The following is a 25,360-nucleotide window of genomic DNA, read 5'->3' as shown; positions in this document are numbered from 1 at the left end:
CACACCGCGTATAATCGCAAAATTCGGAAATGATCCCGCTCATCATCGGACATAGAGATACCTCATTAAGGGTTTCGACTAGACCGACCTGCCGGGAAAACACGAGTGTTTCATGACGACAGGACACATATGAATGGACAATGCGACCAAAGCTCCAAAGGCCGTTAACGACGGTCTGGTCATGGGTAAGATCACCGACGCTGACGTAGAAATGATGCGTCGGCGCATTGGCTATCCGAACCCGACGTTGCGAAAAGGGGTCATCACCAAACCCTGGAACACTTATGCCCACGGGGACGCCATACGGCGTTGGGCGGAATCGGTTGGCGACATGAATCCGCTTTATAACGACGAGGGCTACGCTTCCAGTACCCGCTGGGGTGGCACTATCGCCCCTCCCGGTTTTGAATGGTCAATGGGGATAGACCGTAACCCTGTGGTCTCCCCGGACATGTTTCAGGAAACCCGACATGCCCTGCGCGGTGTTCAGCTTTTCCATTCGGGCGCGGAGTACATTTATTATCGACCCATCACTGTCGGCGTTCGGCTTTATAAATCCGAATGCGTGGGCGACGTTGAAGAGAAACAAAGCCGCTTTGCCACCCGCAGTGTGATCGTCAATAACGCAACCAGCTGGTGGGACGAGAACGACGTCACTTATATCAACAGCTCCCGCTGGTTCGTGCACGCCGAACGCAAAGCCGTCCCACAAGACGGGGAATCGGCGAAGAAAAAACCCAAGGATCCTCTGGCCTCCTATACCCCGGAACAGCTGACGGCCATCGAAGAAGCCTACGATTCGGAATACATCCGCGGTGCGGATACGTTGTATCTGGAAGACATTGACGTCGGCCAGCAGCTTCCCACGATGGTCAAGGGCCCGCTGACGATTACCGACATGATTAACCTGCACATGGGTGGCGGCTGGCTGACTTACGGGAATCCGCCCTACCGCCTAGCTTATGAAAATCGCAAGCGCCTGCGGGGTTTCTACTCCAAGAATGAATTCGGTGCGTGGGACACCGTTCAGCGCGTGCACTGGGATTTGGGGTTGGCCCAGCAGGTAGGCGTGCAACACACCTACGATATCGGTCCGATGCGCTTTGTCATGGTGTGCAACTACGTCAGTAACTACGCCGGCGATGACAGTTGGGTGCATCGCATCCGTTACGAGTTGCGCAACTTCAACTACGTCGGGGACACCACGTGGATAACGGCCACGGTGACCGCTGCGCGCGTCGATGAAACGCTGGGGCCGCTAATCGAGTTGGAAATTGTGGGTACCAATCAACGAGGCCAGCAGAACATCACGGCGCAAGCGACCATTCTGGTCAGTTCCCGCGTGCATGGCCCCGTGGTGCTTCCGAACGCTCCACCCGTCACCTCATACCGCCGGACGCATGAGTAATCAGCAGACCTTGGGCGCATCCCGACGAAGCACCCGCCTTGTGCAGGTGGTTCGTCGGCGGCGCTTCTGACAACTCGCGATTCACGTGCCGAACATGGTCACACCACAGGAACCAACCATGAGTGAGATACACCCCTGCATAACACTTGAGATATCGGGTCAAGTGGCCGTCATTTCGTTGAACAGCCCGTCGACTTTGAACGCCCTTTCCCTGGAGATGGTGAGAGGTTTATCGCAGGCTATAAAACACGTCAAAGCCGACAGCAGGCTTCGGGTATTGCTGATAAAGGGTGAGGGTCGGGCATTTTGTGCAGGGGGGGACCTCCGGTATTTCAGCGGCGCATCGACTGACGAGATTCGTACACTCATCACACTCATGCACGAAGCGATCGACACCCTCAGCCGTCTGCCTATCCCGGTCATTGCGTGCGTTCATGGCACCCTGGCCGGCGCAGGTGTCAGCCTTGCCCTAGCCTGTGACTTCGTGGTTGCCGCAGAGGCCACTACCTTCAATTTCGCCTATACCCGCGTGGGCACAAGCCCGGATGCGTCGGCAACCTGGCACTTGCCGCGCCAGGTAGGTCTGCACAGGAGCCTGGCCATGCTGATGCTCAGTGAAGCAATGGGCGCAGAAGAGGCCATGCAACTGGGTATCGTGTACGCGATTCACAGTGCCGAAACGCTATCCGCCGCCTGCGTTGCCTTGACAGGCAGACTTGTTGACGCGCCCTCTTTCGCACTGGCTCAAACGAAAAAACTGATCCGAGACGCGAGTCACCGATCACTGCCAGAGCAACTGAGCGCTGAGCTGGACAGCTTTTGCGCCTGCGCTCAAACGCACGATTTCGACGAAGGCATTGACGCATTTTTCAACAAACGTTCACCGGCCTTTACCGGCGCCTAACACAGAAGGCACGCCCACTCTTCCCTCTTCTACGAGTTCATTGGGGGTGAGCAGTTGCTCGCCTCTGCAAAGCAGTGCGCTCAGCAGATATTGCTAAGTGCTCCTTGCCCGGCATCGATCTTATCTGCCACGCACAGACAGGAATCGATGCCGGTTTCCCTTCTCCTGATCTCGATTTGTACCGCGCGCACCGCACATGCCTAATCTCGCGACGCTGAAGCCGAACACATCTCCACTACACGCCCTCCTTCATTTAAAAGGAACTCAGAAGTATTCAAGTATCTGAATTGCCGGTGGTGCTGCCTCACAGCAAGACTGAGTATGTTTGCGGAATCCCCGCAAGAGCACTCAGCTTGCTGTGAACCTTGCAATGGATATTAGCGTAGTGCTTGTGCATTGGTAACGTGCGGACGCACCTCCCTTGTTGCCCTCAACACCCTTTCAGAGGCGCCATATCGACGATTTCGAGATAATCATCTTGTAGCGCAACGATAGTCGCCACGAACGGAACTACCCCATGCCGGCCACTCTGTAGCTGACGGCACCCTCTACCTTAAGGGTTGCCAATTACTTTATCTCCAGCACTCGGTGCGTTGACCCCATGGCAATACGGGAGCGCCTGGGTGTAATATATCTATTGAGGTATCTCATTAGCTCACAGCGTTTCAATCGGTACTAGCTTCTTCAATCTGGCCATAGTGACTTACTGGGTTTAACGACCTAGCGTTGTACTGGCGCAAGTTGCACCGCACGGGTGGACGCTATGCACTGGCGACCAAGTGCATCGGTGGTGGTCAGGGTATCGCTGTCTTTTTCAAACGGGTCTGAGGAGTCTTGCATGAGTATCCAACACATCGCGGTGATCGGTGCTGGGATCATGGGCAACGGTATTGCCCAAGTCTGCGCATTGGTAGGCATCAACGTGGTATTGATCGACATTTCTGACGAGGCACTGGAAAAAGGCTTCGCCGCCCTGACATCCAATTTAGAGCGTCAGGTACGCAAAGAGGCCATCTCGCCCGCCGATAGGCAAGCCGCACTTGGGCGTATCACGTTGACTACCGACTATGGTGTGTTGGGCCAGGCCGATTTGGTGATCGAAGCAGCTACCGAAGATCTCGAGCTGAAAAAACGCATTCTCAAGGAAATCGATAAACTGACAGGCCGCGACTGCATTATCGCCACCAACACCTCATCTTTGTCTATCACCGAACTAGCGGCAGTGGTCAGTCGTCCCGGCCACGTCATCGGCTTGCACTTCTTCAACCCGGTACCGATGATGGGCCTGCTTGAAGTCATACGCGGCTTGCAGACTTGTGAGGCCACCTACACGGCAGCGCTTGCACTGTCCGACCAGATCGGCAAGATCGCCGTGGCCGCGCGCAATCGTCCTGGTTTCGTGGTTAATCGAATTCTTTGCCCCATGATCAACGAAGCAATATTCGTGTTGCAGGAAAATCTCGCCAGTGCCAGAGATATTGATATTGGGATGCAATTGGGCTGTAATCATCCCATTGGCCCGCTGGCGCTGGCCGACTTGATAGGTCTGGATACTTTTCTGGCGGCGCTGAAAAGCCTGCACGAAGGCTTCGATGACCCTAAATATCGCCCAGCACAGCTCCTCAAGGAAATGGTTGCTGCAGGATATCTCGGTCGTAAAAGTGGGCGTGGCTTCTTCTCCTACGAATGATCACTCATGCCATTCCTTCACATTATTCGCTCTCTAGAAGGTGCTCGAGGATTCCCCCTTTGAACCCCCAATGAGGACGTAATCGTAGAGCGATGGTGTTGCGCTACGCTGGTCAAAGAAATCGCTGACGAGCCAAACTACGAAGTTGCCTTGGCTACTCTGAAGTAACGGTTTGGAAAATGCCACAGCTTTCAATGGACTGGGCTTGTTTGAGCCGTTTTATCTGTAAATCATAGCTTGTGGAAAACATTTAACGGCAAGGTGTTTGGTTAACGCCCGCCCTCCGTGCGGGCATTAAGTCGTTCTAGGAATTAGAGAATATTACCGCAGAACAGGTCGTTATTGCCGTCTGCCGGACTCGCACGCACTACTAATGCGTAGCGGCCAGTACGTAAGCTATCGAGGGGCAGCGGAGCAATTTTCGAGAGTTTAATGGTGGGTTCCAGCAAGTCTTCATATACGGTGTTATTCATCGAATAGGCTGGGCTTTCACTTAGATTTCCGCATGTACCTGAGTAGAGGTGGGTGTAAAGATGAGCTGGAATTGCCGTGTTATTCGGCACACCTCTGACGTAGATCCAAATGCTCGTCTCATTGCCTTTCGGCGCCAAGATGGCACTGGCAAGTCTCCCTGTGTTGTAGTGGGTTGCGACCATAGGGACATCGAGAAATTGATTCTCAGGCGCTGTAGAGCAACCTGATATCGATACAAATGAAGCCATCAGCGCCAACGAAGGTACGATTTTCATCGTAGAACTCCTTAATGCAGGACGAATGGAAGATATCCCCCAATTAATTTTAGCGCTCTTGCCCAAGCAGGTTTTTCTTCGGATGATTGGTCGGAAATTATGTCGGGTTTGCGGCGGCGGTGGCAGCGCGCTTGGTTGCCCACCACTGCCGACTTTGCATAATTTCAGAGACTTTCCAGAAACTTCAGTAGGGCATCAGTCGGACGATAGCGCGTTCGCGTGGTTTCGGGTGGGCCGATGATGGCAAGCGTACTGCTTACGCCACTTGGCATGCCCCACGTCGATAGCGCCAGTACGGCAAGCTCGCCATCAATGCCCTGTTCATAGACCTGCTGGCGACCAACTTCTTCAGTGGCGAGTACTGCAAGTTGTGGTAAGCGCGCTCGAAGGCGCTTTTCCATTTCTGCGGGAAGTCCAGGGTGAGAATCGGCTGATCAATAGAACCACTCTACGCCTTTCACGAGAAGCGACTGAGGATTTCGCCATAGACTGGCAGCAGGCGTTCAAGCAGGTTCAGATTGTTGAATTCATCGCCGATGGCTTTACCCAGCCACAGGAACGTCAGCGGGCCGATCAGCACGGGCTTGACCTTTTGACCCAGCTCAATGGCTTCATCAACTTCATTGAACAACTGGTCCCAGCTCAGCAGGAACGCTGTTCGGCTCTGAACTCAGGTACGAGCTAGTGGTAGTTGGTGTCGAATCACTTGGTGAGTTCCTGGGCGTATTGCGCCCTGGAGTCCTCGCCGCTGCAAGCCACGCGGGCACCACGGCCCTCCGGTGTCAGAATAGTTGTCGCCTCTCCGGTTTTTCCTAAAAAAGCATATTGGGGGCGGAAAGAGAACGGTGGTCCCGTACTATTCACCTGAACGTAGAGCCGCATTACTCAAGATGCTGCTTCCTCCCGCTGAACCTGACAATGGGCGAGGTTTCCAGGTGCGAAGGGGTCAGCGAATTGTCTTTGCCCAACTGGCGCAAACAGTTCTGTTCTGAAGGAGGTGCAGTGTCCGAAAACAAGCCGTTGACGGGGAACTGTTGCCCGGATGGCGTGGAATCCCCAGTGTGGCTATAGAACGGAACCACTTGCGCCTCCAGTTGCACCCAGCGCAGCTGTTGTTCAAGGTCAGCCAAGAAACGATCGCGACGAGTCTGCTGCTTTATCTTGCCGGTGTATTCGAGTTCGGAGAAGGATTTCCTCACGTGCGTAACAAGGCTTACGGAGCGGGGGCTGGCTGGAATGGGCGTTGTATCAAGGGTAGGGACGGTTGCCTATTTTGCAGCGGCTCCTTAGCGAACTGGATTGGTTGACTATCTTGGCGTCCATATATGCAGTAGCAACTCTGAAACCTAACTCGCCCGGTGCGTTGGCAGGCGCGCGAAAACATCCTTCAGTTACGCGTACGGATCATGGTTATTCAGCCGCGCAAACTGGATCAAACTCATTATCGCTGCAGCCCTCTTGCCAATGTGCAGCGCCCCAACGAACAACCAGTGTGAGCGGCCAAGCGACCATGGCCGCATCAGGTTCTCCACTTGGCTGTGGCTTGGCCGGACGCTCATCACTCTGTAGCCACTCACTAAGGACATTACCCGTTGTGATCAATGGCCTTACAGCCTGATCGTCAATGCTAGACAGCGCGTACCTTGTTTGCATCGTCCCGCTGGTTTTTAGTAGCCGGCAATGCAAGTGCCGTAATCAAGCAACAGCCGGTGGCAATCACGACCAGGCCAAACGCCATGGAGTACGCCGTTGCCGACGGAAATTTACTTGCACTGACTGGGTCGATGACAGTGTGCGACGCTAAAATACTGGCAATAGCTTGAGACCCAATAGCAAGCATAATCGACCGAGTTACAATGCTTAGACCTGTCGCTTCACTGGACCTATCACGCGGAGCAACCTCCAAGATTAGGTTTGGCACGGCCGAGAAAATGATCGACATTCCCACGACAGCCGCACAGACGAGCGCTGCCACCAACCCAATTGAAGAGTGGCAGAACGCCAACGCAGTAACAGGAACCAATGTAAGGATTGCACCAACGATCAAGGAGTTCCGCGCGCCGTGCCGGCTGGCAATGTAACCACTCGTGGGGCCGCCACAAGACCCTATCAGGTTCGCTAATGACTTCAGCGAGCCCGCCACTGAGGCGCTTACGCCAAGCCCAATGGCGGTTGAAGTGGGCTGCTGCATCAAAGGTAGAACAATCATATGCAAGGGCATCGCTCCGAATGCGATGACGCCAAGGGCCATGTTCGCGAGCGCGATCTGCCGGTTCTTGAACAACTTCACATCGATCAACGGATTATGATGCCGTGCTTCGCGCAAAACCCAAAATACGAACAGGATCAAGCTTAAGCTCAGCAGTCCAAGCAGTCGAGAGTCAAGCCAGCCCCACACTGGCCCTTTGGTAATGGCGAGCATGATACCGCCTACGGCGGGCACAAACAGAACGCCACCAAGAATGTCATGGTCGTCTGAGGGCTGTTGCAACGAAGCCGCAGCCGGGGGAAGAAACAGTGTCACGAGGAGGAGCGCCACTACTGCCAGCCCGCTGCTGCAGTAGAACAGAACCTTCCAGTGGAAATAATCAACAATGACGCCGCCAAAGAGATAGCCGACTGCTGCGCCTACCAAGTAGGTTCCAGACACCAAACCTACGTACAGAGGCATTTTTTCCGAGGGCGCCGCTTCGCGGATGATGCCATAACCCAGCGGCAGGATTGCGGCCGTTAATCCCTGGATGCACCGCCCGAATATCACCCATATCAAGTCCGTGGACAACGCGCTGATCAACGACCCTATTATCGCCGCAGCTAAAACGATGATCAGCAGGCGTTTGCGACCGAAAAGGTCCCCCAGCCGGCCACATACCGCCGCGGCGCCCGCCGACACAAGCAGAAAGCCAGTGACCAGCCAACCGACTGTTGCCGGATCACCGTAGAGCCGATAGAGCGTTGCGAGCGCAGAATAGATCATGCTCGACTCGAAGGCACTGGTTAGTTCGGCCACTGCAATCGCCAGCAAAATCAACTTCAAAGATCTTTGGGGAATGCGCATCTTCTTCCGAGCCCTCAGTATTTAACCAGCAGGCTGCTTTTTTCGCGGTTTACTTCACCGTGATGTGATTTTTCTGGCTGCACTGCGGTGAGAAAGTCCGGCTTGGGGGATACATCGCTCAACAGGAAATGAGAGAGCGCAGGTATCAGGATTAACGCGCCTAACATGTTCCACACAAACATGAAGGTCAGCAGTATTCCCATGTCAGCCTGAAACTTGATGGGTGACCAAGCCCAGATAACAACGCCCGCCGCCAGGGTGACGCCCACCAGCGCAACGACCTTGCCGGTAAAGCGAAGGGCGATGTGATACGCCTCTTTTAGCGAGTGTCCCGCACGTTGAGCCGTCAGCTGAACACTCAACAGGTACAATGCGTAATCGATGCCTATACCCACCCCGAGTGCAATAACAGGAAGCGTGGCCACTTTGACGCCCATCCCCAACGCGACCATCAGGGCCTCAACAAGAAAGGTAGTCAGCACGAGAGGAACTACTGCGACAATCACTGCACGACCGCTACGGAAGGTGATGTAAGCCAACAGCATCACCGCTGCATACACCAGCAGCTGCATTTCCCACCATGATTGACGCACTACAATATTGGTGACTGCCTCTATTCCCGCTGACCCTGCGACAGGCAGAAATTCCAGACCTTTACGATCATGCGAGGCAGCGAACTGCTCCACTACCGTCAACACGCGATTCACCGTATCGGCCCGGTGATCACTGAGGTAGGCAATCAGTGGAGTGATAGAGCAGTCCTGGTTGCTGAGGCCCGGCTGAGTACTCGTTAATTTAAAAGACGTCGGTGATGTAATTGCCGGGTCACGCAGAATGGTCTGCCACTTGGGGTTGCCTTCGAAGTCTCCGCTCATCCCCATGCGCACACTACTTGATAATGAACTTACAGCCTGCACGCCGGGAACGCTCTTCAACTCCGATTCAAGCCGATCCATCTCGACAAGATTCTCATAAAGGGAGCACCCATCCGCATCGGTCTTGACGATGACTGCAAACTGATCGCTCGACAGTCCATAGTTCTTGGCAATGTATGCGTTATCCAGGTTGTAGCGAGAGTTGGGGCGTAGCTCAGGCGCGCCTGCTTCCAAGTCACCGATCTGGAGATGTAAGCTTCCGAGTACGCCAACGACACCCAGGGCCGCTGCGACCAGGAGCGCGCGCAAGGCCCAGCGCCGTCCAGTGAAATGCTCCAGCAACTCGCCGATCCGGGACATCCCTGTTCCGGTGTTGTTGCTAGAAGCCAGGCTGCGTTTAGCGGCTGCCGGGCTCACACCGATGTAGGACAGTAATACAGGCAGTAGAAGCAAATTAGTGAAGATCAACACACCCACGCCGACACTGGACGTGACTGCCAAGTCTTTGATCACCGGGATATCGATAGTGATCAAAACTGCAAAACCCACCGCGTCGGCTAGCAGCGCGGTGAGTCCCGCCACAAACAAGCGCCTAAACGTATAGCGTGCGGCAACGTATTTGTGAGTGCCCCGGCCAATGTCTTGCATGATGCCGTTCATCTTCTGGGCCGCATGACTGACGCCAATGGCAAATACCAAAAACGGTACCAAAACGGAGTAAGGGTCTAACTCGTACCCCAGCAGGCTGATCAACCCCAATTGCCAGGTCACCGCAAGCAATGAGCACGTCATTGCCGCCAGCGTGCTGCGAATGCAACGGTTGTACAAGAAGATCAGCAATGCTGCGACGAGGGCCGAAAAGGCAAAGTAGTTCATGACCTCGGAAACCCCGTCGATCAAATCCCCAGTCAGCTTGGCGAAGCCAATGATGTGGACTTTTATCTTATCGTTTTCCTGAGCGCGAACCTGCCGCTCCAACTCACTAGAAAATTGACGATAATCAAGTGGCTGACCTGTGCGTGGGTCAACTTCCAGAAGCGGCACCACGATCATGCTGGACTGGAAATTGTTCGCCACCAGGCTGCCGGCCAAATTGGCCTTGTTGATATTGTTGCGCAACTCAGTGATGCTCGCAGGCGACCCGTCATAGGTCGCTGGCATGACCGCCCCCGCGTTGTAGCCTTCCTCCGTCACCTCTGTATAGCGAACACCTGCCATCCACAGCGACTTGATCCAGCCCCTGTCCACACCGGGGATCAGATAGACAGCATCGTTGATCTTACGCAGGGCCTCAAGGTAGGTCGGATCGAAGATATCCCCGCTCGTGTTCTCCACAACGATTCGAACGATGTTTCCGAGCTGGGGAAGATCGTTCTTGTATTTCAAGTAATTTTTAATGTAGGGGTGGGCTTCAGGAATGACTTTTTGGAAACTTGCATTCAGATGAAGTTGCGTGGAGTGATAAGCAAACAGGCCGCTAATCAGGAGGCAACCGACCAAAAACAAAAGTCGATAGTTGAAAACCAGCCGTTCGAGGAGGCTGCCAGAACTCGGATTGAAGTCCTCGAGTCGGAAGACGACCGGCATGCCCTGGGCCGCATAATCTGATTTATTGTTCACGGTTGGGACCTATTATTTTGGTTTAACCACGTCTACCTGAACGCCGTCCTGGCCCGTAAGAACCAGACTCTCACCCGTCACAACGATTCCATACAGTGTGCGATATCGGCCAGTGTTAACCGATGAAAATGTTGCTCCCTGATCATCACTGCGAAGTAGATCGCCGCGAAGACTGGTCAGTACCACTTCACCTTTGTCCGTGACGACACCGCCTGTGAGCGCTTGCTGCACACCTGTCTCGGACGGTTGCCAGCTGGCACCGTGGTCATGACTGACAAAAGCTGTGCCCCGCAATCCATACACGACAACAACCGCCCTACTCATCGTTACGCCAAAGAAGCTGCCTTTATAAGGGACTGACATCGCCACAAATTTTTGCTGCGCAGGATCGAGTTTCATGACGAGACCGCGTTCGCCCGCGATATAGACTTCGTCGCCTATCCCTGTGATGGCGCTCAAATGGTAATAGTCCGGATTATCGGTTCGATGGTACCAAGGCTCCCAGGTAACGCCGCCGTCATTGGTTTTGAGAATCAAGTTAAACGCACCGACCACAAACCCCTCTTGACGGTTCTTGAACCAAACATCAAGAAACGACATGCTGGGAGCGGTACTTGCAATACCTTTAGACTCTTTGATTGCCGCCTGAACCGACTCATCATCGCTTGCATGCGCTTGATAAAAGTCCTCTATGAGACGGCTAGCCTGCCAGCCATCCAACTGTTTTTCCCACGTCAGGCCACCGTCCTTGGTATGGAGGATCACGCCGTCATGGCCAACAGCCCAACCGTCTTGACCAGTGGCGAAAGTAACGGCTGTCAGATCGGTGCTGACGGGCACCGCAACTTGTCGCCACGTAACACCCTTGTCATCAGAAACAACAATCCGACCTTGCTGCCCTACTGCAACTAACCGTTTACCTGCAATCGTGACGTCCAGCAGAGGCGTTTTCATCGCCCGGGCGCTAAGCACGGCGGGAACGTTCAACGGATCACGATATGCGTTTTCGTGTACTTCCGTTGTGCAGTAAGCATCGGGGGCGCCCAACATGGGTAAAAAAAAGACCGAAAGAATTCCATTTCTGATTCTCGATCGAAAATCTGAACGTGTCATGTTCTGCATCCCAGATTCATCAGGTTGCGGGGAATGCCCGCAACCTGGTTGCATGATTAGCGAATACCGGACCCTTGGAGTGCATCTGGACTCAATTCCCGCTCTGGCATCTTCTGATCACTGCTGTACAGAGTCAGTCCAGCTTTGTTACCGATATAACTGGTGACTGAGTATCCAGGCTTGTTGAAGTCATAGTAGGCAAGCGGCGACTGAACACTCAGTTTGTTTTCGGGGACGGGGAACGATGATGCGTACGCGGCGCGAGTGATCTTGCCTGCCTGATCCCAAGCCTCATAGAAACCACTCAAGTAAGAGTCTTCGTCAAAGTAGTAGATGCGTTTACTGTGAACGTGTCGCGCGCCAGGCTTGAGCGTTGCCTCCACTACCCACACACGATGCAGTTCCCAGCGCTCGCACTCAGGATTAACGGTGTCCGGTTTCAGCAACTCATCCGTATTGCAACGTTCGCCGAGAAGACCGAAACCGTTATAGGGGATATACATCTCCTTTTTCCCCACCAGCTTCATATCCCAGCGGTCCATCTTTCCGGAGAAGAGGTAAATCTCATCGTCGAGAAACAATCCGCCGGAAGTCGAGTTTGGGGTGTCATAGCCAGAGTTGGGTTCGCGTCGGACACGTCGCTGACCAGGCGTGTAGACCCACACTCCGCGTGCCGCTCCACTCGTCTCGGAATTCAAATACTCCTGGAGCAAGTTACGAGCTCCAGCGTTTCGTTTAGGCTCTTTCACATCACCGATCACAGTAATCATTGCGCCCGGATTCGCCGTTTCCTTTGCGTAATAAACAAAGTCACGGTATTGCCAGACCATCGAACCGAGTATCGCTCTACCTGAGGGGGTCATCGTAAAGTTGTAGCTGTCGAACGACAGCGCAGGCCCCATCCAGGTTGCAATCTTGTTCCACATGACTTCTTTGCCCGTTGTGGGCACAGGGAACGGCAATCCACCGCGGCAACTTTGATCAAGCGCGTCACCCTCCTGCAAGGTTTTACACGTCGTTGCATTGGCTACGGTCTTATGAAGTATTTCGTCAGGGTAGCTGGCAGTTCGATGTGTTGGATATACATTTAAAAAATAGCCAGCGCGCGTGGTTAGCAATTGCCGCTGTCCTTCGCTCAACTTGTCCTCGTACTGCTGCATATTCTTTGCGTCAATACGCAAAATCGGACGTTCATCCTTGAACGGACTGGTCAAGGTTGTTGGCTTGCCAAGCTCCCCGTTTGTAACACGCACGCCGTTAAAGGCATTTGCATCGTAGGCCGGAATCGTGCCTTCTTTGTTACCGGCAGCGATGGCCCCGAACGGAGTCAGCGTATTACCTAGTTCTTTTGCTTTTTCAGGGCTTACCGCAGCGTTGACTGGCCCAATGCCAAGCAACACTACAAACGCGAGGGCGACTGAGTCTCTATTGAGCATCTTACTACTCCTCAAAATCTGCTGGGAATTCTTAGAATGTAGTTTTAAGGGTTAACGTTATTCGGTCACGGTCGTTCAATGCCCACGCTCCATTACCACCGGTCACGACGTTTTCGTTATTTTGGTAATGAGCGTATGAACCCGTGTAAGCAAGGGATGCGATGTATTGCTTCAAGAACACACCCTCCACCCCGATTGAGTAACTGGTCGTCCCCTGATTGCCGCCGCTCATAGTGGCACCGTTGCCTTTGAGCCCTTCAGTAATTGCCATGGGAATTGACACATCAACTGACCCATCCCAGACGCCGTACCACTGGGGTGTGAAACGGGTAGATGCCAACCAGACCTCGTCAGTGGCACAACCCTGCCATTTACCGCTGCCGACGGGGCAGCCTCCATAGCCCTTGCCACGGAAAAGTTCAGGGTTGTCGGTGACCTGTTCCAACTTGCTGTAAGCAACCTCAAATGAAAGCAAGGCGTTATCGGTATGTGCCAGGTTGGGAAATGCAAACGAAGCATTGGCGATGGCGTGCAGCGTGTCACCCCTGGGGCCTTCACCTGCCGAGTTTGCAGAGCCGATCAGCGCAGCGTTTTCTCGATAGGAAACCTCGAAGCCGAAGTTAGAGTCCCCGACAAACTGGTTGTAACTCAGGCCATACAGCCTTGTGTCTTCCGCATACATCAAGCGGTAATCGTTCGCACGGATTTGAATCCAGGGCTGGCGCTCATCGAATTGGCGGTAGTACGCACCGATCGTGGCGCCATTGAGCAACTTCGGACTCCAGCGCATATTGAGGCCCCATTCGTCTTGCCCATGCGGATCGACACTGCCGCCATTACGACGGGTCGTTCCGCCAGGGCTGCCAACCCACTGATCGGGCCCCTCCCAGAGGTAATCGGTCGAGCCCAGGTAGGTGCCGCCTTCGGGCAGCCGGTCGGGCTCCCAATCGAAGTAATATTGGCCACCCAAGGACAACGTATCGGACAGCGAGCTCTGAAACGAAACCTGCCCTACCGGAAGAAAAAGTTCTTTCGTTTCTGCCCCGGGGTTTTCGGCTCCCTTGCGACCATCTGACGGTGCTTGCCTATAGGAAATGGCATGCGCGCCAATCAGTAGCCCCTCCCCCCAGACCACGACATGTCGACCCGCTTTGATGTTGACCGGCACCGTTCCGAGGTCAAATCCCGTAAAGGCGAAGGCATCCAGTAATTCACCAGAAGGCCCGCGATAATAGCGCTTGGTATACGATGAATAATGACCGTTGTCGTAGCTGGATGCATTTCCGTCTGCACCCACCACCTTGGTGTCGGCGTAAGCCTGGTTATACCAGGCATCACCGGACAGTCTGAAGCCGTGCCGTCGTTTGTAGACGAAGTCAAATTCGGAAAGGAGGTCCACGCGATTTGCGATCACGTCTCCCTTGTCGAACTTCGCGTCGCCTTCATCGGCACTCGGCGTATGGGAGATTTTACTGTCACGACCCTCAGCCCTGACACCAAGAGTGTAGCGAAGAGAGTTATCCCATCGGATATCTAGATCAGGATTTCCTGTATCGACAGGGAAAGCCTGTACAGGCCCGGCAAGCCCGACAGTGGTAATGGACGCCACAAGTAGGCTATAGCGCATGTTCCAACCGAGAGCCAATTTACTTGAAGTCTTGGCGTTGAACGCAGCGATCAAATTTTTATTGTTCATCCACTTTAATTTCCTTTGTCTTATTTTTATATTTATCCAGTTTCGAAATCAATAAATGGTACTAGATCGACATTTACAGCTAATTTTTCCCCTGCAAACTGCCAACCACAGCAAGCGCGCTGCTACAAATGAATATTCAGTGGAGTTTTCTCACACTAAGATATGAGGACAACCCATACCACATATCTTGATGTGGACTCTTAGGCCAATAGGCACAGCCCTGATTTAGCGCTGGTCGAAAAGACTCATTCATCTTGATACATGCCAAGTAAACCAAATACGAGCGGCACTGCTATTTCGGATTGCTGCTGGACCGAGGCTGCACACCCCGTCGTCGAACCACCTGCCACCTGTTTTCATTTTCACCTTCCTCGCCTGCCACCTTAGAGCTCCGCTCACCGCGCCCCCCCCCAAAAAGCTGACCTTGAGGGAGTCGGATGCATCTCTACGAATAAAGATATCTCTTTGACCGAATGCAGGCAAGCATATTTTCGATACCCCATCCCGAGCCAGAAATGTGATTTTTCGCCTAAAAACACAATAAACCCTCTTATTACATGGGCTTAGACGTTTTTAAACACCTGTAAAACCTACCAGAAAGGTGGCTTTACAGTGCTCTGTTCCAATGAGAGGATTACGAATAAAGATATATGTATGGCGCAACAGCGGTATGTGAAGGCTGACTTGAGAGGCGGCAACGCTGAATACGCTACTGGTGCTCGCTACCCTACGGCGTCCACTCCAAGCCCTCCCGCCAATTTAAGCGCTGCGCAATTCAGCGCCGCGCAAGGAGCACTCTGCCTTGGCGGCACATAAAGATATCTCTTTTTAAAAAAGCAGTGCCCCAACCGTCGACTCCCGCGGCGGCAGCCTGGCAACTGCCATTCCTCGACTGCGCACCACCCTGAAGGCGAGAGCCATGGAAATTCAACCATGAAAAATTTTGAAATTGCCTTCATTGGTGTATTGGAGAAGCTTTCGCTTTTTCGAGTTGACTAACCCCAGCTACGCGACAGTGCACGGCTTTGGGCGTTGAGCGGAATTCCTGACCTTGTTAAGACAACTGGATGACTCACGGGAAAATCTGATGCTAGCGCCAATAGAATTATATCAATTAGCCAAAAGCGGTTGAATCTCGGTAAATTTTTACTCAGAATCCGACTGACTAAGAGCGACTGTGACGGCAACCCCCCAAGGCAATCGGCTGGCCAGCAAGGGTCTCGAATCCTCTGACCACACCCAAATGAGTAGCAGCCGGGTGAGATGTCGTCACGCTCAAGCCGCTTACGAAGCAAGAGCACGTGAAGCTTGATATCTCTGATCAATAACAACACTAAGGAGTTTCGATATGACGATATTCGATGAGTTCAAGGGCCGCACAGTTCTCATTTGCGGATCGGGCGGTGGCGGCATTGGCACCGCTACTACTTTTGCGCTAGCGCAGGCGGGTGCAAACATCGTAGGTGTGGACTTTAAGCAGGATTTGCTCGACGAAAGCAAGGCGCTGGTAGAGGGCTTGGGCCGTCAGTTTCATGGAATCCTGGCAGATCTGTGTGATCCTTTGGCTGTCGCGCGGATAGTGCCCACCGCAATAGAGTTGACTGAGGGGCCCATCCATTACCTGGCCAATATCGCGGGCGGTATGCAGGCTAAACAGTGGGGGCCTTTCGAGGGCATCCCGGATAACGTATTTCGTGACGTTATGGCCCTCAATTTCGACTACGTATTTACTCTCTGCCGGGACGTTTCTCTTCATATGAAAGAGCACGGCGAGGGTGGTGCAATTGTCAACGTCTCATCTATCAGCGCCTTACCGTCTGCTCCGCTCCATGCATCATATGGTGCTGCAAAAGCAGCGGTCATATCGATGACTCGCAGCATGGCAGTCGAGCTGGGGCGCTATGGCATTCGCGCGAATGTCATTGCACCTGGCGCAACGAAGACAGCACGCGCCGAACTCATCTCGAAAGGAGCGATAGACGAGCGCCAACGTGAATGGGCACCACTCAAACGCCCCACTGCCAGTGCTGATGTCGCGAATGCTATTCGCTTCTTTCTTTCGACGCAGGCTGCAGGAATCACAGGTCAGTTACTTGCGGTAGATTGTGGACTGACAGCACGAAGCGCTCTGGGCGGGATTGAATATCTCGAGCCACGCGCCAGCTGGTAACCCTTTCCCCAGGAGATGAATATGAGCCTAGAGGCACGAATCCGCGCACTCGAAAGTCGTAACGAAATCATGGAGCTCACTGCACGCTACGCTCAGCACGTGACGTCAGGTGATATCGACGCACTCATGGATCTTTTCACACCGGACGGCACGTTCGGCGCCCCTGAAAAGAGACTGACAGGTGAGGCGTTGCGGAACATGCTGGTGAACGACATCACGCCGGGCGACCGCGTGCCTTTAGTAGTCAACCACATCATAGACCTGCTAGACGATGAGGCGAGAGGAACATGCTCCATGTATGCACCCTGGAGCCCATACGGTCCGCTTTGCGGCTACTACAAAGACGTTTATGTGTGCAACACAGGGCGATGGCAATTCAAGGAGCGCTGGTTCACCTTTTTTCCTACGCCTATTGCAACCTAAGGATTTCACAGCAGCGCAGGTGGTTGAGCTGTTGGCAGCTTTCAAGCTATCCCCTCTGAGGCCGTAATCGAGATAGCCTTCGTGTTCGAACGCATTGCCATTGTTTTTCGCATCGCCTGTGCGTTTCTTGTAGCTCTTCACCAGGTCGGTGTGGGGCTATGGGATTCTCCTTCTTCAATATATGACCTGGTAAGTCGCAGCGATCGTATGTGAGTGTGTGTTCACCGCAGACAAAAGACCGCTGGTTTAAAGACAGCGCTGGAAATCATCCGGCTCTAATCGCTGACGATTATGCCCTGCTTTCCCACTACCATAACGCGCTCAGAGCCCCCTCAGCTGAAGCGCTTGACGGTATTTTGCGAATGGGTTAGCTTTAGAGGTATCTCTATTCACAAATAAAAACGAACAATCGTCATTAATCCCATTTATTCATTGAAGATTTCTTAATTGAGATCTCTCAAATGGTCGATAGCGTTCAGACTGCCAGAGGTTGCCAATGCGAGATTGGAGCGAAGGTGAAGCACTCGAAATGACCCCTAAGGTGCATGTGCCTGGGTACACATTCCGGATTGTGGTACCGACGAATGATGTGCTGTTCGATCCCCATGTAGGTAACTGGATCGAGGAAGACGGGAGTATTCCTATTTGTGATGTGGGAGGACAACCCTCGCAGGCGGAATTCGACCCTGACCTGGGCCATGGCGCTCTGTGGTGGCTTCGCCCTGATGATCGACTTGAGCCCGCGGTGCCTTGGGGAAGGACTCACCTTGGCATGCCAATGTTCCCACGCATAGCACCTGCGTCCTTCGGGCGATGGGCCGGACATGCGCTCATCCTCAGCCAGGTCCAGCCTGGGCGGCGTGGCGCGCATATGGATCACGTCATCCATATTTGGGACCGCAAAAGCCAAGACCTCGTTCTGTTTGCGACAATCCCTAGAAATGAAAGCGCCATTGGCAACGGCATTCCTGCCGCCCTGATCCCTGGTGGCTTTGGACCTACAGGATCGCCGTACGAAGGAAGTTATTACTTCACCGCCCTTCGTAATAATTCCATCTATGCCGTCAACGGCCGCGGAGAAACCACGACGCTCGCAATCATGGACGGCATCAGGGGACCTGCGTTGTTACCGAGAGCCCTGTGCTTCGGGTCCGACGATTGTTTTCCAGAGCATAAAGGGAGATTGATCGTGGGCGGGATTCCAAGTGGGACGTTCATCATCGGTGACAATAACGTCGGACGCAAAATCGGCCAAGAATGTGCGTTCCATGTGGTAGAAAACGGGAAACTAAGTGATGAACCTATCGCCGTCGGAAACAGAATGCTCGCGTTTCCTGCCCGCGCCACTGATACCTTCGGTCCGTTGAGCAGAAAGTTATTGTTCACCGACCATGGCTCTATCAATCAGTCTCAGTCGATGTATGACCACACCGCTCTCCCCCATGACGGTGCCATTTTGTACGAGGACACAGACGGTACATTGAAACCCCTTGTCACTCAGTTGAGAAGCGGGCGAAATGATGTTCTGTTTCAGGGCGATCGCTTGATTATCACCCACTGGGGCAAAAGTTACTCTACCGGAGAATTCCATCTTCCCGATGGGGCCATCTGGGAACTGAAATACACCGGAAACTAAGTATTGTGTGAGGGGAAATGAGCAATGCCACGAATTACCTATATCGAAGCAGACGGTACGCAATTCATTGTTAACGCTGCCGTTGGTTTGTCGCTGATGGATGCGGCCAAGGACAACGCTGTACCGGGAATTCTTGGAGATTGCGGAGGCGCTTGCTCCTGTGCGACGTGCCACTGTTACATCACGGGCTCATGGTGTGAGGAGGTTCCAGAGGCTGATGAGACAGAGAAGGCCATGTTGATGGGAGCCCTGGATGTTCGCAATACCAGTCGACTGTCTTGCCAAGTGTTTATCACTGAGGCGCTGGATGGATTGGTTGTCGAACTCCCTGAATCCCAGTGCTGATGCGCGGGCGCACGCGCTCATTTTGATCACGGCTACACGCCACTGACTAATAATAAACAGGACATTAACCATGAGCAGACTGAACGAAATCCCGAAGGAGCTGGTGGTCGATTACGACCATATTCACGGCCCTGAAATCTCAGTGTTCCCTCCGAGTGCTGTTGACGGCTTCCGCGAAGACCTCCGCGCCTTTTACAGCTCCCGCCATGGCGGGTTCTGGGTGCTGACTCGCTATGAGGATATTCGTGCAGCTTTTCGTGATCACGAATTGTTCGTTCAGCACGCTCAGGGCCTGCCCCTTAATCCGTACAGTCGTATTCATATCCCGTTGATGCTAAATGAGCCAGACCATGGCATCTACCGCAAGCTCATGGTGCCGATTTTCGCACCTCGCATGGTGGCACGACTTGAAGAGGTGGTGCGCACTGTTGCAAAGGAACAGATCGCGCGGATAGCGTCATTGGGCGAATGTGAGTTCGTCGATGATTTTGCTATTTCGATGCCTTCAGCCATGTACTGCGGGATGCTCGGCGTCGATCCTTCGAACTTCCGCAAGTTTAATGATCTTTCAGTCGGACTGGTGTTTGGCGCAGCGGACGTCCTGCTGCAAGAGGGCGAGGACGCAGCGCGACACTATCGTAAAAGCGTCAGTGAAGAGATAGACGAAATTCTCCTGGACTTGATCGCGCAGCGTAAGTCACAGCCGGGCGACGACATCATCAGCATTTTGCTGGATGCTGATCTGGGTGACCGCAAGCTGACGGATGATGAAGTCCTCAACATGGCGTCGCTTTTGTTCTTTGCGGGCACGGCATCGACCACGTCAATGATGACCTACGCGTTTATGTTCTTGGCACAGAACCCGGAACATCGTCAGCAGATTATCGATAATCCCAGCCTCACCCGTCAGGCCGCTACCGAGATGATCCGTTATCACGGGTTCCATCAGATACGTCGAGAGGTTGCTCGCGACACGACTTTCGCGGGTGTCGAGATGAAAAAAGGTGACATAATTCTGTTGCCCACTGGCGGCGCAAATCATGATCCTCGTCAATTCCCCGATCCTCATGTCATCGACTTCAGTCGATCCAATGCCCAGACTCATCTCTCGTTTGGAGGCGGAGTGCATCAATGCATCGGCCAGCACTTGGCGACACTTGAAATCATGACGGCGCTTCAGGAGTTCCATGCGGTGATCAAGGATTACCGCTTGCACCCGGACAAGCCTGTCAAATACATGACCAGTCAGGCGAAAGCCGTGCCACGCTATGTGCCGATGACCTTCACACCAGTGACCGTCGCCCCCCAGTGACTCATCGCGCGTACACACAGGATGGACTTACCGTCTAGATGGGTGGCGCGCGTTGCGCTGGCGATTGCCGTCAAAGCCTTACCATCATGTGATGCTGATGGCAGGATGGCCGAGTACTGACAACGTTGTCAGATTACCGCCTCCCTCAACCCTGGCCGGAATATCAAGTCCGCCGCGCCCGTGGCCTAAATGAAGTCGTCGAGAGTCAACTCAGATGGACAGTCAACAAAAAGACATCGAAGCTTTCTGGTACAAGCACTATGCCGCACCGTTTGCTCAGGGGGATGCCCGTGTGTTTGCAGAGGCTCTGGCACTTCCTTGCATAATTCGCGCAGAGGGCTATCCGAGGCAGGTATTCACTGAACGGGAACCCCTGGTGGATTTTTGCATCCTATTGATTGCGAAGTCCAAAGAAGCGATCTGGAGCAAGTCGATGATCGACCATTTCTCGGCGCACCTGCTGGAAGACGATGTGGCGGTTGTCAACGTTCAGGCCAGTAGGCTCGATGAGACGGGCAAGGTTATTGCTCGACTATATGGCAACTACAACCTCAACAAAGATCAGGGTGAATGGAAAATGGCATCCATTTTTGGGGGCTATCGCCCAATGTCTGCAGAGACGGACATGCCTTGATTACGTCAGTGTCTCACGCTCGATAAACGCCATCACTAGTGTACCTCGAGCCAAGACCAAGGCGCATCAAATGGTGCTTACTCGATCTGTGAGAAGCCGCCCGTGCGAACAGTACGGGTATGCCCGGGCCTGACTCATGAAGATGCAATGCTTACACCGGTGAGACCTCGACTTTGCTGCGCGGCGGTTATCACAGCAACGACCGAGCAACGCGTTATGCCGACCAATTCAACTTGGTTGCCGACATCGACCTGCAGAAGCGGCTAGGCTGGAATGACGCTGCGCCCTTCATCAGAGACCGTAAACCGCCGATTCTGTTGAATAAGTCGGAATTTCAAACTGGAAGACGTTGAGTGATCGTCTCTTCAGAACCTGTTCACCACGTTGCGTGGCTTTTCCGGTTCTGCGTTGATCGTTGCAGCTTGGTCAGTAGATTGATTGGAGGGTTTTGCTGAATCAGGGCGTACCTATCCCGTGGGCGGCGGCCCTTGTGAAGTAGGTTTGGCCAGCCTCCGCTGATACTGTACCGCTGCTGCCATCGTGAATTCACCGTTCGCACCGCTCATCCCGCGTAGTCGCAATCGATCCAGGTTCAGAATTCGTTTGAAGTGGGCGAACAACATTTCGATCTTCTTTCGTTCATGGCGAGAGCACACATATTGAGGCGTCGTGGCGATGCGCCAGGCAACATCGCGTGCTGCTTCATGGATAGTGTGTGCATTTTTTCTAGATGAAGTGTTCGGACAGCAGCGCTCTTTCATTGAGCATGCAGCACAGTTGGCTTGCCGAGATCGGAAGATAATGGTGTCGGCTTTCGTGACATGTGAGCGTTTGTTCTTGAAGGCGCGCCACTCGCTGCGCACTAGGTTTCCGGATGGACAGCGATACTCTTTCGTCTCTTCATTCCATTGGAAATCGCTGCTCGGAAAGCTGTCGTTCTTGCGCTCTGTTTTGTCCCACACCGGGACATGCGGCTCGATGTCTTTCTCCTCCACCATCCAAGCCAGCATCGACGCGGTACCGTAAGCAGCGTCGCCAATGATGCGATCCGGTTTGATTTGGAACTGTTCTTCGACCCGATCAATCATCGTCGTGGTGCTGTCGACCTCAGCCGTTCGATGAGCCGGTGTCGGTTCTACATCCAAGATCACGCCATGCTCGACATCAATCAGGTAGTTCGTCGAGCAAGCGAAAAACGCAGGGCTTCCTGGCACGGCTGTCCAGCGAGCGAGAGGGTCGGTCAGTGACAGGCGCTTCGGTAGCGCTTCAGCCAAGGCCTCTTCGTCAAACGCTTCAAGATACTCACGAACGGCGCGAGTACTTAACGACAGATCACTCCAGCTGACCTCCTCATCACCATGTACCCCTCGCTGGCGACTGGCATCCGCCTTGATGATACTGGCGTCCACTGCAAACCCTTCGCCCTTAACCAGACCAGCGTCCATGCAGCGACGCAGCACCTCGTTGAACAGCCAGCGAAACAGCGAGCTGTCGCGAAAACGACCATGGCATTTTTTGGCAAACGTAGAGTGATTGGGGACGTCATCTTCGAGGCTCAAACCACAAAACCAGCGATACGCCAGGTTCAAATGAGCCTCTTCGCACAACCGGCGTTCGGAGCGAATGCCGTAGCAGTAACCCAGGATGAGCACGCGAATCATCAGTTCGTTCAGGGTTTAGTTGGTCACGATTGGGACACGAAGTCATGCCGCCGATTCTGTCAGAGCGTGCCAAAACCGACGATAGGCTGATCGGACAAATGCGTGGTCCGGGTGGTCATGGCAGGTGTTATATGATTGAAATCGCGCCGCCTGGGCCGACTCTTTGCCAAGGCAACCCCAGCACCAGGGCATGCAGCTGTTCGGTACCCAACTCCATCTGTGAGCAGTGCCGAACCCGGCCAGAAGAGCTCGCCTTGATGCAGGCGGCACGCCGCCAGCCAGATACCCAGTCCGTCGTGCACTAGCACTTTCATGCGATTGGCCCGACGGTTGTCGAACAGATAAGCACCGTATGTTGGCGATAACACGCGTGGGCCCCTTCCCCTGGCTCGGTGACGTAGCAACCTATAGCGGGCTGAATATCAGGAAGAAATATTGAGCGTCTTTTATGCAATGCGTCGTAATTTGTCGCCAAAAATCGAACTAAAAAAAGAACTCAATGTCACGTAAATTGGATCCAGAATGAATTTCTGATCTGGCGCTGGTCCTGACGGTAACTTTGCAACGATCCCGCAGGCACCGGTTCATGGACGATATGTTAGGAGGCTGAGCCATGGTCTCGCTCAGAAATTTTTACCATCCCCTAGATGCTGCAATTCTTTGGTCTGACCTTGAGCCGTACGAAGCGGAGATTGTTCAAACCGCGCTCACGAGCTCAGCAAGATTGATCACGCTTTTTCCACAATGGCCTTTTCTTCATACCTACGCGGAGCGGATTTACGACGCAATCAGTTGTCACGAACTGCCGGCGACATATCTGGGGCACCCCATCGTATCTAGCATCCACGCGGAGCGTGCCTTCTTTACTATCCGCCATACGGATCTACGGATTTGGATAGCTCGCTATTTCCCCGATGAAAAACCGTCCTTCCTTTTCAGGACGGAGAATGAGCATTCTCAGTGCGTCAGCCTCGGCGCGCATCTGGCTCAGGAAGCAGAAGTGCAATCATCCAAGCGCGTGATCGAAGAACTTCGTCAGAAGGTTGCATCACTCAATAGGGAACTGGTGGAGAAGACGCGGCAGTGCGACGTGTTATCAGGTCGGGCCCAGGACCAGGACCTGCCGACAGAGTCATCCAAAGCAGTTTTTCTGATGATCATAGGAGCGCTGCTTGATTGTGCCTTGGGTTGCTCGCTCAACGGCCGAGTGCAATCCATCTATAGAAATCAGTCGGCCATTGTCGAAGCCATCCTCTGTCGCTTCCCCAGTTTTCCGGGACTGAGTAAACGCACCCTTGATCGGAAATTTGCCGAGGCGCGGCGACATTTGTCCCAAGCCAGCTGAGCACTTAGGTCTATCGCCAGGCAATGGCGGCCATTGCCTGGCAATGACTCTACGCCAATCACGTTATTCACTGACTGTGACATCCCGCCACGCGCCACCCGGCGCTAAGGAGTGACATCATGCAATCGGTAACCGCTTCAGCTCCTGCAGATCGCCACATCATGCGTCGCGATGAGGTCGAACAAAAAACCGGGTTCAAGCGCTCGCATATCTACAACCTGATGAAAGCTGGACAGTTTCCCCAATGCCGACGTATTGGTACGCGCGCTGTGGGCTGGGATTCTCTGGAAATCGAGCAATGGGTTGAAGACCGCCTGGCCAGTGGACATTGAGCCATGAAAGTCCTATCGCTGATCTCAACCAAGGGTGGCGCGGGCAAGACCACCGTGGCCGCCAACCTCGGCGGATTGCTTGCCGATTCAGGACTGCGGGTGTTGCTGCTGGATCTGGACAGCCAACCGACGCTCTCCAGCTACTACCCGCTTGCAGTAGCTTGCAATGCCGGAAGCTATGAACTGATTGCGCAAAAACTCACAGACCCTAAACAGATCGTCACTGCTACCGTAATCCAACGCCTAGACCTTATCGTGTCTAATGATCCCGGTGCCCACCTGAACACGCAGCTGCTGCATGCGGCCGATGGGCGCCTGCGTTTGCGTAACCTGCGGTCTGCGTTTGAGGATAGTTACGATGTGTTGATCGTGGACACTCAAGGCGCCCGAAGCGTAGTCGTGGAAATGGCAATCCTCGCTTCCGACTGCGTACTCTGTCCGATGCCACCCGAAATGCTCGCCGCACGTGAACTGCGCCGCGGCACCTTGGGAATGTTTGAAGAGCTTGAGCCCTATCGCTTTCTGGGAGTACCACTGCCGTCAGTGAAACTCCTCCTGAACCAGGTCAACTTCAATCGTCGTGATACCCGTTTGATCATGCAGAGCCTCAAAACCACGTTTCAAGCTGATCTGCATGTCAGCGTGTGTGCCACCGTCATTCCAGATCGTGTTGCCTATCTGAATGCAGCCACGCTGGGCCTACCGGTCCATCGCGTCGATACCAAGCCTGCCTGCAGTACACGCAGCCAGTGCGCGGGCGAGGTCATGGTCTCGCTGGCGCTGGAGCTGTTTCCTGAATGGCGGCAAAAAATAACCGCCGTCAATAGTGTCTCTATACCAGACGCCCAGTCGGCTTCCCTTGGGAAACGGACTAGCACACAGTGCTCGAATCGACCATGACCCAGGTAGCCGAACTGACACTTACTGCCGACACAGTTTTCGGCTTATCCGTG

Annotated in this window: 20 protein-coding genes and 4 pseudogenes; 12 read left to right on the top strand and 12 right to left on the bottom strand. The window is 53.7% G+C overall.

What is annotated here, in order from left to right:
* The first annotated feature begins 133 nt into the window (after positions 1–133).
* The 3 genes from ACNYC6_RS25085 (at position 134) to ACNYC6_RS25075 (ending at position 4,002) form a co-directional block, all read left to right on the top strand.
* Entirely contained in the window at positions 134–1,408 is a 1,275-nt protein-coding gene (locus ACNYC6_RS25085; protein ID WP_419709624.1) for an FAS1-like dehydratase domain-containing protein, read from the top strand.
* Positions 1,409–1,526: 118 nt separating this feature from the next.
* Positions 1,527–2,312, top strand: coding sequence for an enoyl-CoA hydratase/isomerase family protein (locus ACNYC6_RS25080; protein WP_419709623.1), 786 nt, complete (start codon positions 1,527–1,529; stop codon positions 2,310–2,312).
* 838 nt (positions 2,313–3,150) lie between these two features.
* Entirely contained in the window at positions 3,151–4,002 is an 852-nt protein-coding gene (locus ACNYC6_RS25075; RefSeq protein ID WP_419709622.1) for a 3-hydroxybutyryl-CoA dehydrogenase, read from the top strand.
* Positions 4,003–4,313: 311 nt separating this feature from the next.
* Here the strand turns inward: ACNYC6_RS25075 and ACNYC6_RS25070 are convergent, their stop codons facing one another.
* The 10 genes and pseudogenes from ACNYC6_RS25070 to ACNYC6_RS25025 form a co-directional block, all read right to left on the bottom strand.
* Positions 4,314–4,751, bottom strand: a complete 438-nt coding sequence (locus tag ACNYC6_RS25070) for a hypothetical protein (protein ID WP_419709621.1) — start codon at positions 4,749–4,751, stop codon at positions 4,314–4,316.
* A gap of 164 nt (positions 4,752–4,915) precedes the next feature.
* On the bottom strand, positions 4,916–5,152 hold the full coding sequence (locus ACNYC6_RS25065; RefSeq protein ID WP_419713058.1) for a hypothetical protein: 237 nt from the start codon (positions 5,150–5,152) through the stop codon (positions 4,916–4,918).
* Positions 5,047–5,522 (bottom strand): annotated as a pseudogene (locus ACNYC6_RS25060) (5-methyltetrahydropteroyltriglutamate--homocysteine S-methyltransferase); the annotation flags it as partial. The gene ACNYC6_RS25065 and the pseudogene ACNYC6_RS25060, both read right to left, overlap by 106 nt.
* Before the next feature lie 287 nt (positions 5,523–5,809).
* A pseudogene (locus ACNYC6_RS25055) lies at positions 5,810–5,950 on the bottom strand (IS5/IS1182 family transposase); the annotation flags it as partial.
* Between the two features lie 147 nt (positions 5,951–6,097).
* Positions 6,098–6,292: pseudogene (locus tag ACNYC6_RS25050) on the bottom strand (transposase domain-containing protein); the annotation flags it as partial.
* A gap of 86 nt (positions 6,293–6,378) precedes the next feature.
* Positions 6,379–7,809, bottom strand: a complete 1,431-nt coding sequence (locus ACNYC6_RS25045) for an MFS transporter (RefSeq protein ID WP_419709620.1) — start codon at positions 7,807–7,809, stop codon at positions 6,379–6,381.
* Positions 7,810–7,823: 14 nt separating this feature from the next.
* The gene (locus tag ACNYC6_RS25040) at positions 7,824–10,271 is read right to left on the bottom strand and encodes an efflux RND transporter permease subunit (RefSeq protein WP_419713008.1); all 2,448 of its coding nucleotides are present in this window, start codon (positions 10,269–10,271) and stop codon (positions 7,824–7,826) included.
* Between the two features lie 45 nt (positions 10,272–10,316).
* Positions 10,317–11,417 (bottom strand): WD40/YVTN/BNR-like repeat-containing protein, encoded by a 1,101-nt coding sequence (locus ACNYC6_RS25035; RefSeq protein WP_419709619.1) that lies wholly within the window; start codon positions 11,415–11,417, stop codon positions 10,317–10,319.
* 56 nt (positions 11,418–11,473) lie between these two features.
* Complete coding sequence (locus ACNYC6_RS25030) at positions 11,474–12,853, bottom strand: DUF1329 domain-containing protein (RefSeq protein WP_419709618.1); 1,380 nt, start codon at positions 12,851–12,853, stop codon at positions 11,474–11,476.
* Between the two features lie 31 nt (positions 12,854–12,884).
* Positions 12,885–14,549, bottom strand: coding sequence for a DUF1302 domain-containing protein (locus ACNYC6_RS25025; RefSeq protein ID WP_419709617.1), 1,665 nt, complete (start codon positions 14,547–14,549; stop codon positions 12,885–12,887).
* A 1,348-nt stretch (positions 14,550–15,897) separates the two neighbouring features.
* Between ACNYC6_RS25025 and ACNYC6_RS25020 the strand changes: the two genes are divergently transcribed.
* From ACNYC6_RS25020 to ACNYC6_RS24995, 6 genes are all read left to right on the top strand, one after another.
* Complete coding sequence (locus ACNYC6_RS25020; RefSeq protein ID WP_419709616.1) at positions 15,898–16,719, top strand: SDR family NAD(P)-dependent oxidoreductase; 822 nt, start codon at positions 15,898–15,900, stop codon at positions 16,717–16,719.
* Positions 16,720–16,740: 21 nt separating this feature from the next.
* Positions 16,741–17,142, top strand: a complete 402-nt coding sequence (locus ACNYC6_RS25015; RefSeq protein ID WP_419709615.1) for a nuclear transport factor 2 family protein — start codon at positions 16,741–16,743, stop codon at positions 17,140–17,142.
* A gap of 529 nt (positions 17,143–17,671) precedes the next feature.
* Complete coding sequence (locus ACNYC6_RS25010) at positions 17,672–18,778, top strand: hypothetical protein (RefSeq protein WP_419709614.1); 1,107 nt, start codon at positions 17,672–17,674, stop codon at positions 18,776–18,778.
* 24 nt (positions 18,779–18,802) lie between these two features.
* The gene (locus ACNYC6_RS25005) at positions 18,803–19,123 is read left to right on the top strand and encodes a 2Fe-2S iron-sulfur cluster-binding protein (protein WP_419709613.1); all 321 of its coding nucleotides are present in this window, start codon (positions 18,803–18,805) and stop codon (positions 19,121–19,123) included.
* Positions 19,124–19,193: 70 nt separating this feature from the next.
* Entirely contained in the window at positions 19,194–20,435 is a 1,242-nt protein-coding gene (locus ACNYC6_RS25000) for a cytochrome P450 (RefSeq protein WP_419709612.1), read from the top strand.
* Between the two features lie 214 nt (positions 20,436–20,649).
* Positions 20,650–21,069 carry a hypothetical protein gene (locus tag ACNYC6_RS24995; protein ID WP_419709611.1) on the top strand — a complete coding sequence of 140 codons (420 nt, stop codon included), beginning with the start codon at positions 20,650–20,652 and terminating at the stop codon, positions 21,067–21,069.
* 467 nt (positions 21,070–21,536) lie between these two features.
* On the opposite strand, the pseudogene ACNYC6_RS24990 reads toward ACNYC6_RS24995, so the two are convergent.
* Positions 21,537–22,736: pseudogene (locus tag ACNYC6_RS24990) on the bottom strand (transposase); the annotation flags it as partial.
* 53 nt (positions 22,737–22,789) lie between these two features.
* Positions 22,790–23,098, bottom strand: a complete 309-nt coding sequence (gene tnpB / locus ACNYC6_RS24985; RefSeq protein ID WP_419709610.1) for an IS66 family insertion sequence element accessory protein TnpB — start codon at positions 23,096–23,098, stop codon at positions 22,790–22,792.
* A 245-nt stretch (positions 23,099–23,343) separates the two neighbouring features.
* On the opposite strand from tnpB, the gene ACNYC6_RS24980 reads away from it, so the two are divergent.
* The 3 genes from ACNYC6_RS24980 (at position 23,344) to ACNYC6_RS24970 (ending at position 25,307) form a co-directional block, all read left to right on the top strand.
* Complete coding sequence (locus ACNYC6_RS24980) at positions 23,344–24,075, top strand: hypothetical protein (protein WP_419709609.1); 732 nt, start codon at positions 23,344–23,346, stop codon at positions 24,073–24,075.
* Positions 24,076–24,194: 119 nt separating this feature from the next.
* Positions 24,195–24,407: an AlpA family transcriptional regulator gene (locus tag ACNYC6_RS24975; RefSeq protein ID WP_419709608.1), complete on the top strand. Its 213-nt coding sequence runs from the start codon at positions 24,195–24,197 to the stop codon at positions 24,405–24,407.
* A gap of 3 nt (positions 24,408–24,410) precedes the next feature.
* Positions 24,411–25,307 (top strand): ParA family protein, encoded by an 897-nt coding sequence (locus ACNYC6_RS24970; protein WP_419709607.1) that lies wholly within the window; start codon positions 24,411–24,413, stop codon positions 25,305–25,307.
* Positions 25,308–25,360: the final 53 nt, after the last annotated feature.

The sequence above is a fragment of the Pseudomonas sp. NFX224 genome, from assembly GCF_048565165.1.
Lineage (GTDB): Bacteria > Pseudomonadota > Gammaproteobacteria > Pseudomonadales > Pseudomonadaceae > Aquipseudomonas.
Note: the sequence above shows the minus strand (reverse complement) of the source record. Positions and strands in the feature narration are given on the sequence as shown.

What these genes read in the sequence shown, in the direction of transcription:
- ACNYC6_RS25010 (WP_419709614.1), top strand. Translation starts at nt 17,672, where the DNA reads ATGACCCCTAAGGTGCATGTGCCTGGGTACACATTCCGGATTGTGGTA.
- ACNYC6_RS24975 (WP_419709608.1), top strand. Translation starts at nt 24,195, where the DNA reads ATGCAATCGGTAACCGCTTCAGCTCCTGCAGATCGCCACATCATGCGT.
- ACNYC6_RS24995 (WP_419709611.1), top strand. Translation starts at nt 20,650, where the DNA reads ATGGACAGTCAACAAAAAGACATCGAAGCTTTCTGGTACAAGCACTAT.
- ACNYC6_RS25080 (WP_419709623.1), top strand. Translation starts at nt 1,527, where the DNA reads ATGAGTGAGATACACCCCTGCATAACACTTGAGATATCGGGTCAAGTG.
- ACNYC6_RS24980 (WP_419709609.1), top strand. Translation starts at nt 23,344, where the DNA reads ATGGTCTCGCTCAGAAATTTTTACCATCCCCTAGATGCTGCAATTCTT.
- ACNYC6_RS25040 (WP_419713008.1), bottom strand. Translation starts at nt 10,271, where the DNA reads ATGCCGGTCGTCTTCCGACTCGAGGACTTCAATCCGAGTTCTGGCAGC.
- ACNYC6_RS25035 (WP_419709619.1), bottom strand. Translation starts at nt 11,417, where the DNA reads ATGACACGTTCAGATTTTCGATCGAGAATCAGAAATGGAATTCTTTCG.
- ACNYC6_RS25000 (WP_419709612.1), top strand. Translation starts at nt 19,194, where the DNA reads ATGAGCAGACTGAACGAAATCCCGAAGGAGCTGGTGGTCGATTACGAC.
- ACNYC6_RS25030 (WP_419709618.1), bottom strand. Translation starts at nt 12,853, where the DNA reads ATGCTCAATAGAGACTCAGTCGCCCTCGCGTTTGTAGTGTTGCTTGGC.
- ACNYC6_RS25015 (WP_419709615.1), top strand. Translation starts at nt 16,741, where the DNA reads ATGAGCCTAGAGGCACGAATCCGCGCACTCGAAAGTCGTAACGAAATC.
- ACNYC6_RS25075 (WP_419709622.1), top strand. Translation starts at nt 3,151, where the DNA reads ATGAGTATCCAACACATCGCGGTGATCGGTGCTGGGATCATGGGCAAC.
- ACNYC6_RS24970 (WP_419709607.1), top strand. Translation starts at nt 24,411, where the DNA reads ATGAAAGTCCTATCGCTGATCTCAACCAAGGGTGGCGCGGGCAAGACC.
- ACNYC6_RS25005 (WP_419709613.1), top strand. Translation starts at nt 18,803, where the DNA reads ATGCCACGAATTACCTATATCGAAGCAGACGGTACGCAATTCATTGTT.
- ACNYC6_RS25070 (WP_419709621.1), bottom strand. Translation starts at nt 4,751, where the DNA reads ATGAAAATCGTACCTTCGTTGGCGCTGATGGCTTCATTTGTATCGATA.
- ACNYC6_RS25025 (WP_419709617.1), bottom strand. Translation starts at nt 14,549, where the DNA reads ATGAACAATAAAAATTTGATCGCTGCGTTCAACGCCAAGACTTCAAGT.
- ACNYC6_RS25065 (WP_419713058.1), bottom strand. Translation starts at nt 5,152, where the DNA reads ATGGAAAAGCGCCTTCGAGCGCGCTTACCACAACTTGCAGTACTCGCC.
- ACNYC6_RS25020 (WP_419709616.1), top strand. Translation starts at nt 15,898, where the DNA reads ATGACGATATTCGATGAGTTCAAGGGCCGCACAGTTCTCATTTGCGGA.
- ACNYC6_RS25045 (WP_419709620.1), bottom strand. Translation starts at nt 7,809, where the DNA reads ATGCGCATTCCCCAAAGATCTTTGAAGTTGATTTTGCTGGCGATTGCA.
- ACNYC6_RS25085 (WP_419709624.1), top strand. Translation starts at nt 134, where the DNA reads ATGGACAATGCGACCAAAGCTCCAAAGGCCGTTAACGACGGTCTGGTC.